At 41.8% G+C, this 18,249-nt stretch carries 14 protein-coding genes; 11 read left to right on the forward strand and 3 right to left on the reverse strand.

The window, feature by feature from the left end:
• The first annotated feature begins 277 nt into the window (after positions 1-277).
• Both EOK74_RS16470 and EOK74_RS16475 read left to right on the forward strand, forming a co-directional pair.
• Positions 278-2,620, forward strand: a complete 2,343-nt coding sequence (locus tag EOK74_RS16470; protein ID WP_133471189.1) for a TonB-dependent receptor — start codon at positions 278-280, stop codon at positions 2,618-2,620.
• Positions 2,621-2,636: 16 nt separating this feature from the next.
• Complete coding sequence (locus EOK74_RS16475) at positions 2,637-3,863, forward strand: dipeptidase (RefSeq protein WP_133471191.1); 1,227 nt, start codon at positions 2,637-2,639, stop codon at positions 3,861-3,863.
• A gap of 59 nt (positions 3,864-3,922) precedes the next feature.
• Here the strand turns inward: EOK74_RS16475 and EOK74_RS16480 are convergent, their stop codons facing one another.
• Entirely contained in the window at positions 3,923-4,732 is an 810-nt protein-coding gene (locus EOK74_RS16480) for a response regulator transcription factor (protein ID WP_133471192.1), read from the reverse strand.
• Between the two features lie 12 nt (positions 4,733-4,744).
• Entirely contained in the window at positions 4,745-5,650 is a 906-nt protein-coding gene (locus EOK74_RS16485) for a LysR substrate-binding domain-containing protein (protein WP_133471194.1), read from the reverse strand.
• Between the two features lie 204 nt (positions 5,651-5,854).
• Here EOK74_RS16485 and EOK74_RS16490 point away from each other — a divergent pair, with 204 nt between their 5' ends.
• From EOK74_RS16490 to EOK74_RS16530, 9 genes are all read left to right on the forward strand, one after another.
• The gene (locus tag EOK74_RS16490; protein ID WP_133471196.1) at positions 5,855-8,287 is read left to right on the forward strand and encodes a TonB-dependent receptor; all 2,433 of its coding nucleotides are present in this window, start codon (positions 5,855-5,857) and stop codon (positions 8,285-8,287) included.
• Positions 8,288-8,330: 43 nt separating this feature from the next.
• Complete coding sequence (locus tag EOK74_RS16495) at positions 8,331-9,938, forward strand: tetratricopeptide repeat-containing sulfotransferase family protein (RefSeq protein WP_133471198.1); 1,608 nt, start codon at positions 8,331-8,333, stop codon at positions 9,936-9,938.
• Positions 9,938-10,795, forward strand: coding sequence for a sugar phosphate isomerase/epimerase (locus EOK74_RS16500; protein WP_133471200.1), 858 nt, complete (start codon positions 9,938-9,940; stop codon positions 10,793-10,795). Before EOK74_RS16495 ends, EOK74_RS16500 begins: the two co-directional genes overlap by 1 nt.
• A gap of 90 nt (positions 10,796-10,885) precedes the next feature.
• A complete protein-coding gene (locus EOK74_RS16505) occupies positions 10,886-12,502 on the forward strand; it encodes a 5-guanidino-2-oxopentanoate decarboxylase (RefSeq protein ID WP_133471202.1) in 1,617 nt (538 codons plus the stop codon).
• An 11-nt stretch (positions 12,503-12,513) separates the two neighbouring features.
• Entirely contained in the window at positions 12,514-13,488 is a 975-nt protein-coding gene (locus EOK74_RS16510) for a 2-hydroxyacid dehydrogenase (protein WP_166638793.1), read from the forward strand.
• Between the two features lie 2 nt (positions 13,489-13,490).
• Positions 13,491-14,864, forward strand: coding sequence for a YjiH family protein (locus EOK74_RS16515; protein WP_133471206.1), 1,374 nt, complete (start codon positions 13,491-13,493; stop codon positions 14,862-14,864).
• Between the two features lie 91 nt (positions 14,865-14,955).
• Positions 14,956-16,095, forward strand: a complete 1,140-nt coding sequence (locus EOK74_RS16520) for an aromatic ring-hydroxylating oxygenase subunit alpha (RefSeq protein ID WP_133471208.1) — start codon at positions 14,956-14,958, stop codon at positions 16,093-16,095.
• Between the two features lie 50 nt (positions 16,096-16,145).
• Positions 16,146-17,360 (forward strand): NAD(P)/FAD-dependent oxidoreductase, encoded by a 1,215-nt coding sequence (locus tag EOK74_RS16525; RefSeq protein WP_133471210.1) that lies wholly within the window; start codon positions 16,146-16,148, stop codon positions 17,358-17,360.
• A gap of 13 nt (positions 17,361-17,373) precedes the next feature.
• On the forward strand, positions 17,374-17,697 hold the full coding sequence (locus EOK74_RS16530) for a 2Fe-2S iron-sulfur cluster-binding family protein (protein ID WP_133471212.1): 324 nt from the start codon (positions 17,374-17,376) through the stop codon (positions 17,695-17,697).
• Between the two features lie 74 nt (positions 17,698-17,771).
• On the opposite strand, the gene EOK74_RS16535 is transcribed toward EOK74_RS16530, so the two are convergent.
• Complete coding sequence (locus EOK74_RS16535; RefSeq protein WP_133471214.1) at positions 17,772-18,200, reverse strand: hypothetical protein; 429 nt, start codon at positions 18,198-18,200, stop codon at positions 17,772-17,774.
• Positions 18,201-18,249 lie beyond the last annotated feature (49 nt).

Here is an 18,249-nt window from a genome sequence, read left to right on the forward strand (position 1 = left end):
ATTTATTATTCACAATAAAACTATATTTAGTGCATAATTATTCTTAAATGGTGCATGTATAATTATTAAAATTATTTTACTCAGCATAAAACCCACCAAAAAACACACCTTACAAAATGTTACAAATTAGTAATCTCAAAACCTATGAGGCCTTCTGAAGCTATTAGGAAAATCCAAAGCTATTTACTTTTAATTTGGTACGTTAATTGATTCTAATAATTTTTTATTATCAATTCCGACCAACTAAGTAAATAACTATTACAGCCAGGAGTCATCTTTGAAAACTATCAATAAATATTTTCGTCCCTCTTTAATAAGTGTATCTATCGCCACTTTATTCGCTGCTAATCCTGCTTTATCTCAAGAGTCTGACACAACACAATCCGCTGAAGCTGAAGAAAAAATTCAAGTAGTTGGGCGTCGAATTTCTGAAACAGAAATAGCCATAGGTACAGGTGAAGTAACCAACACCTTAGCCGTGACCCGTGACGCTTTGTTATCAGCCCCCGCGGGGATTTCTGGATTAAAAATGTTAGAAAGTTTACCCGGCTTCAATGTTCAAACAGATGGGGCTTTAGGTTTGTACGAATTCGGCAACTCAGTGAATGTACGAGCCTTTAATTTAAGTCAAATAGGGTTTGTATTAAACGGAGTGCCGATGGGCCGTTCTGACGCATTTGGTGGTAGCCCAATCTTCAGATATGTTGACAACGAAAATCTCGCATCTGTGGTTGCCTCTCCTGGTGCTGGTGATGTTTCAGCACCTAGCTATTCATCATTAGGGCCAATTGCGTCTTATTATTCGGTAGATCCATCAGATAAAATGGGCGGCCTAGTATCTATGACCATAGGCGACGACAATTTGCAGCGCTCCTTTGTAAAACTTGAAACCGGTGATATTAACGGTTTCAAAGCTTTTATAAGCCGTTCAAAAACTGATAGTGACCTATGGCGTGGCCCAGGCACAATAGACAGAGAGCATATCGAAGGAAAAGCCATCTATACCTTTGATCAAGGCACAACTTTAGAATTTAGTTATGTAGCCAATGACTTCTTTGATTATGATTCTCCATCAGGTACGGCCGCAACCTTCGAGGCAGATTATTACTACAGCTATTCAGATTCCATTCCTGAAGGCTGCATCTCTGCTGATCCTGGCGTATACGACTTTAACCAAGACGGCACCATAGACGACTCTGACTTTACACCCGTGTTTACCGGTAGCAACTGCACAAGTTATTACGAAGACCGCATAAACGTGCGGGATGACAAGTTGTATTCTCTGCAATTGAATACCTATTTAACCGATAACTTAATGTTCACCGGAACGGCCTATCTTGAAGACAAAGATGGCTATGGTGTATCACCAGATTCTTATAGCAATACATTGGGTATTTACACAGACCAAGCCGCTGCTGGATTAGATGTAGTGCACCCTAGAGGCGTACAATACGGTTTGTCTTCTGTTGGTGGCGAGCGTAAAGGCTTTGTAGCCGACTTTAGTTTAGAGTTTGAAAACAACCATATTGAATTTGGAGCATGGCTTGAAGAAGATACCTACAACCGTACTCAACAGCGCCTCAATAAAACAGCAGGTAGCGCTGATGGTGACGTAATATGGGATGAAGTAGCTTACTACAGACGCGACTACACTTCAGTAAGAGACACCACCCAACTATACATTAAAGACACCATCAGCCTGATGGATGATGATTTGAAACTAGAAGTAGGTCTTAAATCTTTAAGTGTTGATTATTCACTAGATGGCTATCGTGATTACAACGATTATGAAATTGATGGCGAGGCGGGTTATGGGCCACAGTCAGTGGGTGGCGAATTCAGTAACCACTTTTTACCTTCGATTGGAGCCGTTTATGCTCTTAATAATAACGACCAATTATTTGCGTCATACTCAAGGAACTTTGCCCTACCAAGTGGCACAGACGATATTTATGATAACGCTATCAGCTTTGAAGCTGACACTCCTGAAGGTGAAGAAGCCGATAACTTTGAACTAGGCTATCGTACCAATCAAGAAAGCTTTAACGCTGCACTTGCATTATTCTACACTCGATTCGACAACCGACTATTTGCTAGTAACGTCATCAATCCTGCAACGGGACAACCTGAAGGTTTTTATATCAATGGCGGAGCTTCAGAAGCATACGGATTTGAATTAAGTGGTGTATATCAACCAGAAGCATTTGATAAAGAACTTTACTTCAACGCTAACATTTCTTATAAAAATGCCACCTTAGTTGACGGTTTTGGTAGTAACCCAGCAGGCAGTAGATTAGCAGACAGCCCAGAATGGTTAGTTACAGCCGGTATTACGTATGAACCCACAGAGTGGATTGTTGCGAATGTTTCAGCCAAATATACTGGCAGTCGTTATACGGACTATGCTGAAACATATTCAATGGAAAGCTTCACCTTAGTTAGTGCTTATTTAGACTTAGGAGGTATAAATCCTTTCGGTATGCCAGAAAACGTTAGCTTACGCTTCAATGTTGATAACCTTTTTGATGAAGAAGTATTGTCCTTCGCTTTCATAGGCTCTGCATTTTATCGACCGCTGAACCCACGTAACTTCCAAGCGTCATTAACGGTAGCCTTCTAATAAGATGAAAAAAAATATGCTTAAACTGAATAAAAAACTAGTATCTGTCGCTATAGGTTTGCTGCTTTCGCAAACCGCTTGCGCTAGCCCTACTTCCTTAGAAGATGCAACAGCTATACAACGTTCTATCGTGACCTTAGATACCCATCTAGATACGCCAGCCCATTTAGTACAACCAGGCTTTGATATTCTAGAGCGTCATACTTACGGTCATGATTTTTCACAAGTTGATGTACCAAGAATGCTAGAAGGTGCCTTAGATGGTGGATTTTGGGTAATTTACTCGCCACAAGGTCCGCTGACTCAGGAAGGGTACGAAGATAGTCGTGATACCGCTATCCTTAGAGCACTTGCAATTCACACTATGGTAACAGCTAACCCAGGTGTATTTGAGTTTGCTACAGAACCAGAAGACGCTGCAGCCATAAAAAAAGCCGGTAAACTCATAGTTTACATGAGTATGGAAAACTCTTACCCACTTGGCACAGATGTAAGTTTACTAGAAACATTCTACAAACTTGGATTAAGAATGGTGGGTCCGGTACATTTTAAAAACAACCAATTTGGTGACAGCTCTACTGATCCATCTGGCATAAAATGGGGCGGCTTATCACCTTTAGGTGAGGAGCTAGTTGCTGAAGCTAACCGACTAGGTGTTGTTTTAGACGGCTCTCATGCTCATGATAAAACCACCGAAGACATGATACGTTTATCGAAAACACCGATCATTTTGTCTCATACCGGTAGTAAAGCCATTTATGACCACCCCCGTAACGTTGATGATGCTTTACTTAAAAAGCTAGCTGCATCGGGGGGCGTGATCCAAATGAACGCTTACAGTGACTACCTTGCTGATTTACCTAAAAATCCTGAGCGTGCGGAAGCCTACAAAGGCTTGTTTGCGCTCAGAGCACAAGGCGTAGACATGGATGCACTAATTGAAAAACGTCGCGAGATAGAACATGAGCACCCAGCAGTAAAAGCCACATTTGAAGTGTATATGAAACACTTTTTACACGCTTTAAAAGTGGTAGGGCCAAAACATGTGGGTATAGGTGCCGACTGGGATGGCGGCGGCGGTGTCAAAGATATGATGGATGTAGTTAACCTACCTAGGATAACCCAACGTCTACTCGATGAAGGCTACACTAAGGCAGACTTAGAAGACATTTGGGCTAATAATGCCCTTAGAGTTTTACAGGCTGCCAAAGACTATTCTGAAAGTTTAAAAACAGCAAAGTAGTCAATAACAAAGTCTAAAGTATACAAGGGGAGTACACGTTAGTACTTCCCTTTTTTTGGCTAATCAACACACCTTAACTGATTCAAAAAATACGAAAACAATTCTGAGTTAGAACGTAATTTCAATTTGGCATAGAGTTTAGCCCTATGAACCCTCTCAGTACCTGGCGAAATATGTAAATTGTCTGCAGCAGACTGAGAAGAATGACCTGTAATCACCAGTTTCGCTATTTGACGCTCTCTGGCTGTCAATAATTCAGGTTCAAAATGGTTAAGTAAATAATTCACTCTTTCTGACACCATTGAAGAAAGTGGCACCACATTTTTCCCTTGTTGCTGCTCTGCGAACTGCCAATGCTTTGTTACAAGAGCAATCAGCACCGAACTTACAGTTTGTAAAGATAGAAGTTCGGCTTCAGTAAAAACAGAACTAGGACAATGCCTGCCAATACTAAATTGAATAAAGCCTAAATCACCACAATTAACAAAGAAGTAAGCGAGATCTTCAATGCCACTTTCTTGGTAATAAGCTGCATACATTTGAGATTGTTTGAACCCTTCGGGCATCAACTCGCTCCATGCATAAAGACCACCCTCTAAATCATTCATAAACCCTTGATATGCTGGGCTGGCCACATATGCGCCATCTAAAAAGCGCGCATAAAAAATCTTATCTTCGAGCTCTGTTAAATTTGAAAACAATAACTCTGGGGCTTTATGTTTGTTGTAACAAATCGCTGAGCTACTGCCAAAACAAATAACTGCCGATAGAGCATCAACCAAGACATTAAAAAAGTGGTTAGTGCCCAGAGCATTAATCAACTCAGTTTGTGTTTCGGTACTTAGAAAGTCATTATGGCTACTTTGCATTATGCATTCCCATCACATGTCATCTTTGTGAGTTAGTAGCCACTTTCTAAACTGACGAATAGCATAATCATCTTGGCGCTCACTGTCATAAAGTATATGAAAGCGTTGCGTCGGCTTGAAGCTCTCTTCGCAGGCTACAATTAACTCCCCTTCAATAATGGCATCACGGACTAAATACTCTGGCAGTATCGACACCCCAATATTATTTTTCACTGCTTGCAACAAATAGATAAAGTAGTCGAAGTATTGGCCACCTATCATAGAAATTTCTTTTTCAGTCATACCTGCTTTTAAGAACCATTCATCGGTTGTGGACATGGCATTACTTTGATGAATAAAATCAAAATTGGCCACTTCTCGCATGGTTTTAACGGGCTTTCTACCTCGTAAATATTTTGGAGTACATACTGCAAAATACGTATCGTGTCGCAGTGGTTCAGCATAATAGTGAGGCCAATCACCATCCCCCCAAAGTATCGCAAAATCACAACGGCGAGTATTACGGGCAACCGACTCAAAGTCGGTACCTAAATCAATTTCAATATCTGGGTAATTGGTATAAAACTCGTTTAGCTTGGGCATTAGCCAAGCAATGGCGAAGGTCGGCTCAGTCACCACTTTCAACTTAACTGTTTTGGTATACTCTGTATTTGAGGATATTTTTTGAGTCACAGCATTTAAACTGTTTAACATTTTGTGGACTTCTTCAGCATACTGCTCACCCACTGGCGTCAAAGTGAGTTGATTATCTTGCCTGTAAAACAATTCACGGCCAATCAGCTTTTCTAAATTCTTAACTTGACGACTCACCGCACTTTGGGTGAGGTGCAAAGCATTACCTGCATAGGTCATATTCAAATGATGAGCTACGGCATCAAAACACTGCAATGAAATAATTGTAGGGAGTTTTCCTCTCACTTACACCACCTTTATCTTATTCAAGTTTAACGCCCTAAGCTTATCTATATCATTATTGAATGGTATCCATTGTAGCCATTCCATTTTGTAATGCCATCAGTTGTTTTTGTTGTTTGCCAGTTTTAGAAGCACTTAATAATATTCATCACAGTTAAATAAAAATAATAAAGTAATTATTACTACTTAGTTCGAGGGAGTATTTATATGTTTAAACCAAACAAATTAAGCGTGGCAATATGTTGTGCTTTTATGGGCTCGCCAGCATTAAGTATGGCGCAAACAGCACCAGAAGACACAAGTCAAAAAAACAAAGATATTGAGACAATATCTGTTACCGCAACTCGTCGTGAGACTACTATTCAAGAAGTACCTTATAGTATTTCAGCCTACGGTGGTGAAGCCTTAGAAAATGCTGGCATTACCGATTTTTCTAGCATTGCCCGCTCCATCCCTGGTTTAACCTTGACCGATGTGGGCCGTGGCAAAAACGGAATCTCTTCTGGCATCATTATGCGTGGTCTTAACCTAACAGGCGGAGCCCAAGAAGATTTCGCCATGACAACCGACCCAGTTGTTTCAATTTATTTAGGTGAAACCCCTTTATTTGCCAACCTTGAACTCCGTGATATGAATCGTGTGGAAGTATTAAAAGGTCCACAGTCAACCTTGTATGGTTCGGGCTCTTTAGGCGGCACGATTCGCTATATTCCCAATAAACCAGAATTCGATGAAGTATCAGGAAAAGCCCAAGCTAAATTATCCTCTACAGATGGTGCGGGTGATTTAAACCATGATGTGGAGTTCACTTTAAACGTACCATTAAGTGACACCTTCGCCATTCGTGGTGTCGTTACTCAATTAGCAAACGGAGGCTATATTGACAGCGATTATATCGCTGGACTTGATGCAAATAATCAGCCTACAGGTGAGTATTTCACAGCAAAAGATATCAACGACGAAGACGTTACAATGGCTCGTTTATCTGCCCGCTGGTTACCCACAGATAAAACTGAGGTACTCCTCACTTACAACATGCAAAAAGATGATGTGCAAGGTTCTTCAGCAAGCTCTGAAGGGTTAGATGGATATCAGTCTGCTGCAAAAATCATAGAGCAGTTTGAACGTGAAACCAGCATCACCTCTCTGGTTATTGAACATGAATTAGGCTTTGCAGATTTTACATCTTCCACCTCTATTACTAGCAACGAAGCCGAAAGCGCTTATGATCAAAGTTACAACTATGGTCACTCAACCTGGTGGGGACCTTATTATGTTTCTTACTATGGATACACAGGTGGTACTTCACCGGCAGCAGAAGTCATAGTGGGAGAAAAAACCTACAAAACCGATACTATTACCCAAGAGTTCCGTTTAGCAGGATCCGCTGATGATAGTGTGGACTGGTTATTAGGTGTGTATTACAACTCGGTAGATTTTGAAGCAGACGCTTACGACTATGTTTATGGCCTAGATGCAGCATTTAACATTACTAACCCAGTAGGCACAGACGTTGGTTACGGTAATATCCAAGAAACTGAGTTTGAAGACTACGCTATATTTGGTGAAGTGACTTACTACCCAACTGATGAATTAAGCATAACGGCTGGGCTTCGTTACTTCGAACAAAACTTTTATGCCAAACAAGAAGTATTGCTTCCCGCTTGTGAAGAATTCTGGAATACCACGCTAGGCTTCTTCTCATGTGGAGATACTGAAAACTCGGGCATTGACCCTAGAGGTTACGCAGCGGGTGAAGATGAAAAAGATTTCAGTGATCTACTTTACCGCTTAAACATAGCGTACGACATTGACCTAGATACCAAGGTTTATCTAAATATTTCTCAAGGTTTCCGCCATGGTGGAGCAAACGGCTTACCTACCACTGGGATATTTGCTGAGGGTGAAGAATACTTATTTTTTGAACCAGATAAATCAACCAACTATGAAGTGGGTGTAAAAGGTAACATGTTTGACAGTAACCTTTACTACAGTGCTACCGCTTACTACATAGACTGGGAAGATCCAATATTATTAGTACAATCGCCAGCCGGTGGTTTCCCTGCCATGATCAATGCCCAAAGTGCAGTATCTAAAGGGATTGAAGTCGAATTAAATGCAAGTTTAACCGAGAATTTAAAACTGAACTTTGGTTACACCTATACCAATGCCGAGCTAACTGAAGATTTTGTTGCGCCAGATGGCAGTTTTGGTGCTGCAGACGGTGAGTCTTTACCAGGCATACCTGAGTCTACCTTAGTCAGCTCATTGATATTTACCCAAGAGCTAGGTGATGGTGAGTTAACCGCTCAAATTGGCGTATCTTTTAAAGATGAATTCACAACCGGTTATGCCGAACCTTCTATCTTCTACGAAACAGGATATGATGAAATTCCCTCATCAACCTTGTGGAATGCTAGCGTTAGATACGACATAGACCAATGGTCTGTTGCCTTATTTGCTGAAAACCTATTGAACGCTGATGATGCAACCGCGTCTGATGGTGATGGCAAATACATCATAAATGAGGCAGCTGGTGAAGTAAAAGCTGGTGAGCAATACGATATTGCACAGTTAGGTGACCAATTATACCGCGTGCGCCCACGTACTGTGGGTGTATCTGTTAGTTATAAGTTCTGACACAATAACGGCTAGTCCTTAACTAATAATAAGAGCGGAAATTTTGGATCAGTCTAACGACCATTACCACCAGCTTATTCAGGCAAGTCTGGCCGCAAGCGACATTGATCGCGCGGCCAAACTTTGTACTGAAGCACTCAAAACAGATGCCACTAATGGGCAGCTCTGGCAAGACTTGTCAGAAATTAGTCTTCGCTTGGGGCAAACCAAAATGACAATCAATTGCTCCTTAAAAGCAATTGATTGTGATCCCCAAAATGTGTGGCATGTTTTTCATCTAGCTGGGTGTTACTTGCAATTTCAAACCTTTTCTGCAGCAACCAAAGCCCTAGACAAGGCTGCCTCATTATTAAATAGCAACAACAGCGCTCAAGAGTGGGATAAGCTCGGCGAACTGCGCTACATGGCCAATCAAATTGATTTAGCAATCAGCGCCCATACCCAAGCTTTAGTAGTGGAACCAAATAGCAAGCGAAGCCGCAATCAACTAGCGGCCTTACTGCGCTTTAAAGGTAAACTTGCTGAAGCCGAAGTGCTGTACACAGACGTCATTAAATTAGAGCCTGATAATTATCAAGCTTGCTATAACTTGTCTCAATTACGCCGCTTCAAGAAAGCGGATGATATTGTTCCTTTGCTCACCCGTTGCAGCCAACTGTTACCCGCTGAGCACCATGGCCATATTATGCTCCATTACGCTTATGGCAAAGTCTTTGAAGATTTAGGTGACTACTCTAAAGCGTTTCGGCACTTAAGCTTAGGGGCTGAATTAAAACGGCAACAAAGGCCTTATAATATCGAGCAAGATTTAAGCTTAATGAAAACCCTTGTTTCATTTTCTGAAACTCTCAAAACCCAAATAGCGGCTGCAGCTCAAAATGCCCCCCAGACACCAATATTTGTGGTGGGTTTACCCAGAACAGGAACAACCCTAGTAGAGCGTATTATTGCTAGCCATCCAAATGTGGTTAGTGGTGGCGAACTAAATGCCTTACCTATGGCCTTGCTTGAGGCCGGAGGTAAACCTATCGCCGCTGGTTTAGAAGGCGTAGACCAAGACTTAGTCAAAAAAGTCACGCCTACAACCTTAAATAATATGGCAACACGTTACCTGCAACTTGCTAATAATTATGTGCAAGGAGCAAGCTTTTTTGTAGATAAGCTTCCCTATAACTTTTTATATTGCGGCCTTATCTTACAAGCCATGCCTAACGCTAAAATAATACATGTAAACCGTAACCCTTTTGATGCAGCGTTGAGCAACTTCAAAATGCTATTTGATAGAGGTTACGAGTATTCATATTCCCTTGAAGATACAGCAGATTTTATCTCTGGTTATCAAAATATGATGCAGCAGTGGAAAATACAGTTTCCCTCAAAAATACACACCATAGACTACGAACAATTAGTTAACTCCCAAAAGACTGAAACCCGTAAATTGCTGGAGTTTTGTGAGTTAGATTGGGCACCAGAGTGTCTTAACTTCCATCAAAACACTAGTGCTAGCCAAACCGCTAGTGCAAGCCAAGTGCGAGAGCCTATTTACAGTCGCTCAGTAGGTCTATGGCGTCAATTTCAAACACAACTTCCCCCCTTGCTTGATGCATTTGCGAAACATGGCATCCAACCAAAGGATACTAAGGAACAATAATGGCAAAACTAGACGTTTTCCAATCAATGTGGGCTATGGAATATAAACGCCCCGATGGCTTTGAACTAAGCCTTGAAGAAAAACTAAATAAGATAGCCAGCGCCGGCTTTAAAGGCGTAAGTTTTGATATCGGCTACCACCCGCTAGCATTAATTGAAGAAGCCATGCCCTTGCTACAAGCCCATGGTTTGGATCTAGTTTACAATGCCTTTGTTAAAAGCCCTGAGCATTACAGCGATATAATCGACTTTGCAGCTAAACAGCCAATCAAACCAAGGTTTATCGCCATAGTTGGCCAAATTGAACCTTGGAGCGTTGAACATGTAGCTGATATCACTAAGCAGTGGATGGCCATTAGTGAACAGGCAGGCATACCTTCCCATGTGGAAATTCATCGCAATTGCATGACCAATGATTTACTTTTTACCTTACAACTCATGGAGCAAGTACCTGAACTGCTAATGGTGGCTGATTTATCACATACTTTAGTGAATCAAGAATATTACCTACCACTACACGACTTAGCCAAGCAAAGAGTATCTGAATTTTTAACAAGAGCCGAAGCTTTCCATGGCCGTGTAGCTACCCGAGAGCAAGTACAAGTCCCTTTTATGTTTCCTCAAAACAAACCTTGGTTTGAATTATTTCAATCTTGGTGGTCAGAAGGGTTTGATAATTGGATAAGCCGTCACGGTAAGCAAAGTGACGACGCATGTGTATTTTTATGTGAGCTAGGCCCACCTGTATATGCCATCACAGGTGCAGACGGCGAGGAGTTGAGCGACCGCTGGGAAGAAGCGCTTATCATGAGAGAAACCGTACAAAAACTATGGCAAGAATCATTAGAAAAAGCGTAGTATTTTGCTTGCCAGTTCACCAAACAAATATTGATTAATGTCATTGAAAACGGACCTTTCTACAATAAAAAAGAGATATAGAGAAACAAGATGCAAAAACAGACCTGTGGTGAAGCACTAACTCGTTTATTACACGCTTATGGAGCCGACACAATTTTTGGCATACCTGGCGTTCATACCATTGAGCTATACCGCGGGTTAAAAGGCTCTCCATTAAAGCATGTGACGCCCCGTCACGAACAAGGTGCCGGTTTTATGGCTGATGGCTATGCTAGGGTGACAGGAAAACCTGGCGTATGTTTCATCATTACAGGGCCGGGCATGACCAATATAATCACCGCCATGGGCCAAGCGTTACAAGATTCTATTCCCATGTTAGTGATTTCTTCGGTTAACCGTACCCAACAGCTAGCCATGGGAGAAGGACGCTTACACGAACTGCCTAATCAATTAGCCATTACCTCAGGGGTATCTCGTTACAGCCATACCCTGTTGAGTGTAGACAATCTACCTAAAGTACTCGCCCAAGCGTTTGCTATTTTTAGCAGCCAACGACCAGGTCCGGTGCATATTGAAATACCAATCGACGTTCTCGCCCAAGATGCCAGCCATATAGACATGCAACCTTGGCCTATGCCTCAAGCACCGGCTCCTCAAGAGGCAGGGATACAAGAGGCGGTAACTATGCTAAGCCAAGCAAAGCGCCCTGTTATGATCTTAGGTGGCGGAGCTAAAAATGTCGATTTTGTAGCCCTTGAGCTTGCAGAAAAACTCAATATGCCAGTTGTAAATACTTGCAATGGAAAAGGCGTTATGCCGCCGGACCATCCGTTATCCATTGGCTCTACCCCTTCTCACCCAGCCATTCGTGAGGAGCTCGAAAAACAAGCTGATGTAGTACTTGCAGTAGGTACGGAACTGGCAGAAACCGACTATGACTTTTTCTTTTTAGGGGATTTGAATATCAGTGGCAAGCTTATACGTATTGACATTGATAGCGCACAACTAATGCGAAACCATAAGCCAGATTTACCTATTTTATCTGATGCACAGCAAGCGCTAACGGCTATTAATATGGGCTTAGCAAGCATTAAAACCCAAAATAGAGATATAGTGCATTCTCGTTGTGAGACTTTACGTAACAGCACTCAGGATATGAAAAAGCCCGCTTATCGTGATTTTTTCAAAACCATCACAGATACCTTAGGAGATTGCGTTATCGTTGGCGACTCAACACAGCCTGCCTACTATGCCCAGGCCTATTATGAAACCAGCAACACAGCCCGATATTTTCATTCAACCACTGGCTACGGTACCTTAGGTTATGCGTTTCCAGCGGCAATTGGCGCAAAAATAGGCTCACCGGAATTAGCTGTTATTGGCTTAACCGGTGACGGTGGCGGACAATTTACTCTAAATGAAATTATCACAGCAGTAGACGCAAATGTGCCTGTGATTTATATCGTGTGGAATAACCAAGGCCATGGCGAAATTCGCCGCTTTATGGATGACGCAAACGTAGAAAGAAACGGCGTAGATATTAGCCCTCCTGATTATGTGGCCCTTGCTAACGCTATGGGATGTAAAGCAGCACACGCAACTAGCCTTGTGGAGTTATCCACATTATTAAATCAAGCAGAAGCTTATGATGGGCCCTTTTTAATTGAATTTAACGAATCCGCCCTTGATTGCGGCTACGCATTTTAGGAGTGAAAGGTTTGAAAGTATTTCTCAGTCGTCCATTATTTGATACCCAGTTATTAGCCTCTAGATTAGAGGACGCTGGTATCACCTTAATTACCACAGACTCCGATGATATCTGCCCCATAGCCACTTTATTAGAACAGGCAAACGGTGCCGACGGCCTAATAACCCATACCGAAGATAACCTAACAGCAGAAGTCATTAATCAGCTCCCTGCTAGCATCAAGATAATTGCAAATTATGGTATTGGCTTTTCTAATATAGACATAGAAGCTGCCACGAAAAAAGGCATACAAGTCACCAATACTCCTACCGATGAAGCGTTTCACGCTACCGCAGAAGCCACAGTAGCTTTATTGGTATCCATAGCAAGACAAGTCCCCGCACTAAACGCTGAAAGGCGCGCCATGAAAACCGACCCAGCGCCTTCATTTAAGCGACCAACAGCTGTGTCAATTCGCAAAAAAGTGACGGGAATTGTTGGCCTAGGTCGTATCGGCTCCCGTGTTGCTAAGATGATGCATCATGGCTTTGACAACAGCATTATTTATTACGACCTTTATCAAAATGAAAGCCTAGAGCAAGAGCTTAATGCTGAAAATGTTCCGCTTAAAGAGTTAATGGAAACAGCAGATTTTATTTGTGTGAACATGCCCTTATCTGAGCAAACCTATGATCTAGTCTCAGCGGATATGCTGGCATTTATGAAACAAGATGCCGTACTTATTAATACCGCCAGAGCTGGCCTTGTAAATGAAGATGCCCTTATTGAACGTTTAAACAAGGGGTTATTACACGGAGCAGGCCTTGATGTTTACAGTGATAAAGTGAATGCTATCACAGCAGATAATGTCGCTCTTACCTCTCATTTTGCCAATTTCGAAAAAGAAGCCTATACCGCTATGACCAATCTGGTTATTGATAACCTAATAGGCCAACTAACTCATAAAAAACCAGTCACACCAGTGAACTCACCACTAGGACGTTAATCATGACAGTACAGCAAAGCTCCTCACAGAAAGAAGCCGCAACCTCCCCCATTATTTGGCTCAAACTATTGGGGTGTTCATTATTTGGCGTGTTATTTTTTTTAGTGCCCTTTCAATATAATAACTCGTGGACCATCAGCCTAGGGGTAGTAACAAGCCTGTTTACCCAAATGATTGGTGACGACATGAAAGTTTTCACCTGTGGTGTCTTTTTCTTGGGAGCTTTGGTGGCGGTTATCTACAATCTAACCCCTAAAAGTTTTGCTAGAAAACTGCCATTAAGTGAAAAATTTATTGCCGCACATTGGTTATGGACGCTGCTGGCAATTATAGGTGGCGTAGCATCAAGCATGACGTTTTTTCAGGTAGGTCCAGACTGGGTTATATCTAAAGAGACTGGCATAACGGCTTATATAGACGTAGCTGGTGCAATATTCTTATTAATTGGGTTAGGTTGTCTATTTTTACCCTTTCTAACGGATTATGGGCTGCTTGATTTTATTGGCACTTTGTTGCAAAAAGCCTTTCAAAAGCTGTTTAACTTACCAGGACGAGCCACAATCGATACCCTAGCCTCATGGGTAGGCTCATCTAGTATTGCCGTTGTGATGACAGACTACCAATACAAACAAGGCTATTACAGTGCTCGTGAATCAGCGGTTATCGCCACAAATTTCTCTGTGGTGTCTATCCCATTTGTATTACTAACTGCTCAAGTGGCAGGAATAGAAAGTCACTTTTTACAGCTTTATGCCAGCATGATTTTTATTTGTGTTTTATGTGCCATAGTCACACCTAAATTGCCCCCTTTATCTCGGTTTAAAGATGAATATTGTGGCGGACAAGAAAAGAAACTAAATGAAGATGTAGAGTCTGGCGAAAGCCGAGTCGCTTGTGCTACACAAAGAGCCATTGCTACCGCCAAAAAAGCGCCTTCACCACTAAGCTCAATTAAAAAAGGCTTTTGGTCGATGACAGATATTTATCTAATGATGATGCCAGCGGCTATGACAATTGAGTTTTTGACTTTATCCGTATACAGCCATACCAGCATACTGCAAACCCTGAGTTACCCATTTATATTTTTATTAGAAGCCTTGAATATTCCAGAAGCAGAAATGGCCGCACCTGGGCTGTTTATAGGGTTACTGGATCAATTTGTGCCTACAATCATTGCTGGCAGTTTAAGTGAGCCTATCACTAAGTTTATCCTTGCTGGTTTATCAGTGACTCAACTTATATTTTTCGCTGAAACTGCCATACTGATTATGCGCTCTGCTATTCCTATTACCATTACACAGCTAATTGCTATTTTTGCCATCAGAACCGCTATTTCATTTCCGATACTGGTTGTTATTGGTCATATGCTATTTTGAGTACGTAAAAATACATAACATTCTTCGTATGTTTTACAGCCCCTAGCTGTGATTAGATGATACAAATATATAAGTAATAATAGGTAACATCATGGAATACATAAAAACAATAACAAAAGAGCATGTCACAGCGCACGGGTTACCTGCCATAGCGTTTAAAGACAAAGACATCTACGAACAAGAATGTGACAAGATATTTGCACAGGGCTGGGCAAGTATTGGCTGTAGCCAGCAAATCAGCAAGCCAGGCGATATATTACCTATCCGTATTGCTGGGCAATCGCTCATTGCCATTCGCAATAAACAAGGGGAAATCGGAGTATTCCATAATATATGCCGCCATAAAGCCGCCCCATTAGTTGACGAACCATGCAACAAGCGCAGCCTAGTCTGTCCTTACCACAAGTGGTCCTTTAAAATAGACGGCGAATTACTTAGCGCCCCTAGGTATTTCGGCAACGATAACAAAGTTATGACAGCCGAAGACAAAGCCGATAAAGGCTTAATCAAAGTTCGCTTTGCAGTTTGGTGGGATATTATTTTTGTGAACATAGACGGTAGAGCCGAGCCTTTTGAAGATTTCATCAAGCCATTAGACGAGCGACTCGCTATCTACCCAAAAGACGATATTCGTATGGTCAGCACCACAGATTATTCTGGCGAAGTAAACTGGAAACTTGCTGTTGATAACTTTTTAGACGGTTATCATGTCCCCTTTGTACACTCACAAGCATGCAGTGTAGAGTCAGTGCTTGGGCAAGAAGATTTATTTTTGTCAGAGAATATTGTTGGTTTACACCTGCCCCACGGGGCCAGTGCCAAACCAGCAAAAACCGCCAAACAGTTACCACACTTTAATGGCCTACCAGAAGAGAAACAAGGCACCCAGCAATGGTTTGGAATTTTTCCTAACACCTTGTTTTTTGTAGACCCATGTTGGGTGCAAACCATAGTGGTTAAACCTATGGGCGAAACCCATACCGCAGAATCTCTTAGTGTATATGTGGTAAATGATGAAGCTGCCAGCGATGAATACGCAGCTGAAACAGGCCGCTTGCATGAGGTGTTAAACGAAGTAAATCAACAAGATATTGAGCTACTCGATAAACTTCAAATTACCCGCAGTAATAATATTGCCAACCAAGGGCACCTTAATGACGCTTGGGATCAAGTCAATATGACATTTCACCAAATGTGGCTTCAAAAAATTAATGCCACAGCAGCGAACTAGGTGAGTAAGTTGATGAATAAAGAAACGAACATAGTACAGAGTAATCGATTATGAGTTGTATCATTATAGGTGCTAGCCATGGCGGCGTTCAGGCTGCCATTAACCTGCGCGCGCAAGGATATACGGATCCTATTACACTGATTAGCGCAGACAAGGTGTTACCTTATCAAAGACCCCCTCTGTCCAAAGCGTTTTTGCAAAATACCCTGCCAGAACAAAGATTATGGCTGCGCCCTGAAACCTTTTACACGCAAAAAGACATTGATTTACGCCTAGGTACGCGGGTTGTAAAAATTGATAGACAAAAACAACTGGTAGTTTTAGATAATCAAGAGCAACTCAGCTACAGCAAACTAATACTGGCTACCGGTGCTTCAATTCGTAAATTGACAATTCCTGGTAGCGACCTAGAAGGGGTGCATTATTTACGGGATCATCAAGACACCCTTGGCTTAAGAGACCAATTGCCAGAGGCCAATAACGCAGTTGTCATTGGTGGCGGTTACATAGGGCTAGAGGCCGCAGCGTCACTCAAAAAACTCGGCAAAAATGTCACCTTACTGATCAATAGCGAACGCCCACTGCAACACCTTACTAGCCCAGTAGTAAGTGAATATTTGAGTGCACTACAAAAGGCAAATGGCGTAAATATTGAAGTACTTGCGGGCGCAACTGCAATAATTGGCGAGCATAACAAGGTTGTAGCAGTACAAGCTGCCAATGGTAAGCAGTATCCAGCGGATATAGTGGTAGCAGGTATAGGGGTTAACCCCGAACAGTCCCTTGCAGAAGATGCCGGATTAGCGGTAGAAAACGGCATTAAAGTAAACCAATACATGCAAACTTCAGATGCTAATATTTACGCCATTGGTGACTGTGTAAGCTTTTATCACCCCATGTATCAAAAGCAAATGCGTATCGAGTCGGTGCAAAATGCCACAGACCAAGCTAAAACTGCAGCCTTAGCAATCTGCGGCACCTTAACGCCCTACTCAGCTACCCCATGGTTTTGGTCTGATCAATATGATGCAAAGCTACAAATTGCAGGTATATCTGCAGGTTATGATGAGGTTGTGGTCCGTGAAGAGTCTGAAAAAAGCTTGGCTGTATTCTATTTCTCTGGTGACAACCTCATAGCAGTCGACGCCATAAACCAACCTAAATCGTTTATGATCACCCGTAAATATTTACATAGCCTACCCAAGGTGAATAAAATCAAACTGGCAGATTGCTCGCAAGATCTAAACAGTATTTTTACAGAATAAATAGGAGTACAAAGTGCCAAATATTACCTTTATTTTACCAGACGAAAGTCAGATTACGGTAGCTGCTAACGATGGCGACAGCCTAATGCAAACAGCCGTAGACAATGGCATCGAACAGATAAGCGCTGATTGCGGTGGCTGTTGCTCCTGCGCCACTTGCCACTGCTTTATTGACAACAGCTGGAAAGAAAAATTAACCCCAGCCGATGATATGGAAACCGACCTTCTTGAAAATGCCATAGACAATGTTCAAGAAAACAGTCGTCTGTCTTGCCAGATATTTCTAGCCCCAGAACACGATGGCTTAGTTGTAGAAATACCTGAAAGTGAATGGTAGCAAGCCCCCTGAAATTCCAAAACAAAGCAGCAAGTAAGATATTTAACTATTCTTCCTTGCTGCCTTTCTTCTTATTAGCGATGACTATAATCATTTCCAAACTCTTTGGTAATATGCTGTAAATATCTGTCAAAATCATGTTTTTTCAAATAATGATTTAACATAGCGACAGGTTTTGCCACGTAATCACAATAATTACATTCAATTTTTTCTTCAGGATGTTTTTTCGCTACTTGCTCAAGCTTATCTTGAATCAGCTCATGCCTTTGTTGTAAACCGAACACCCCAGCCTTAATCACGTAGACGTCGGTCGATGGGTCTTTTTCCATGTAGCCGTAATCAACTAAAGCCCTTCTTAAGTGATCGATAGCGTACATAGGCTGGGATAAATATTGATAGCTGACGATTGTGGAAATTAAACTATCTAATGCTGCCTTTTCATAGGTACGAGCAGTCATATTTGACAAAATAAATTCAGCTATTTCTTTTTTCTTAATCTTCATAGGCTCAAGCTTTCAGCGATAATTAAAGAGATTCATACCCATCAAGGAG

The sequence above is a fragment of the Paraglaciecola marina genome (assembly GCF_004360155.1).
Classification (GTDB): Bacteria; Pseudomonadota; Gammaproteobacteria; order Enterobacterales; family Alteromonadaceae; genus Paraglaciecola; species Paraglaciecola marina.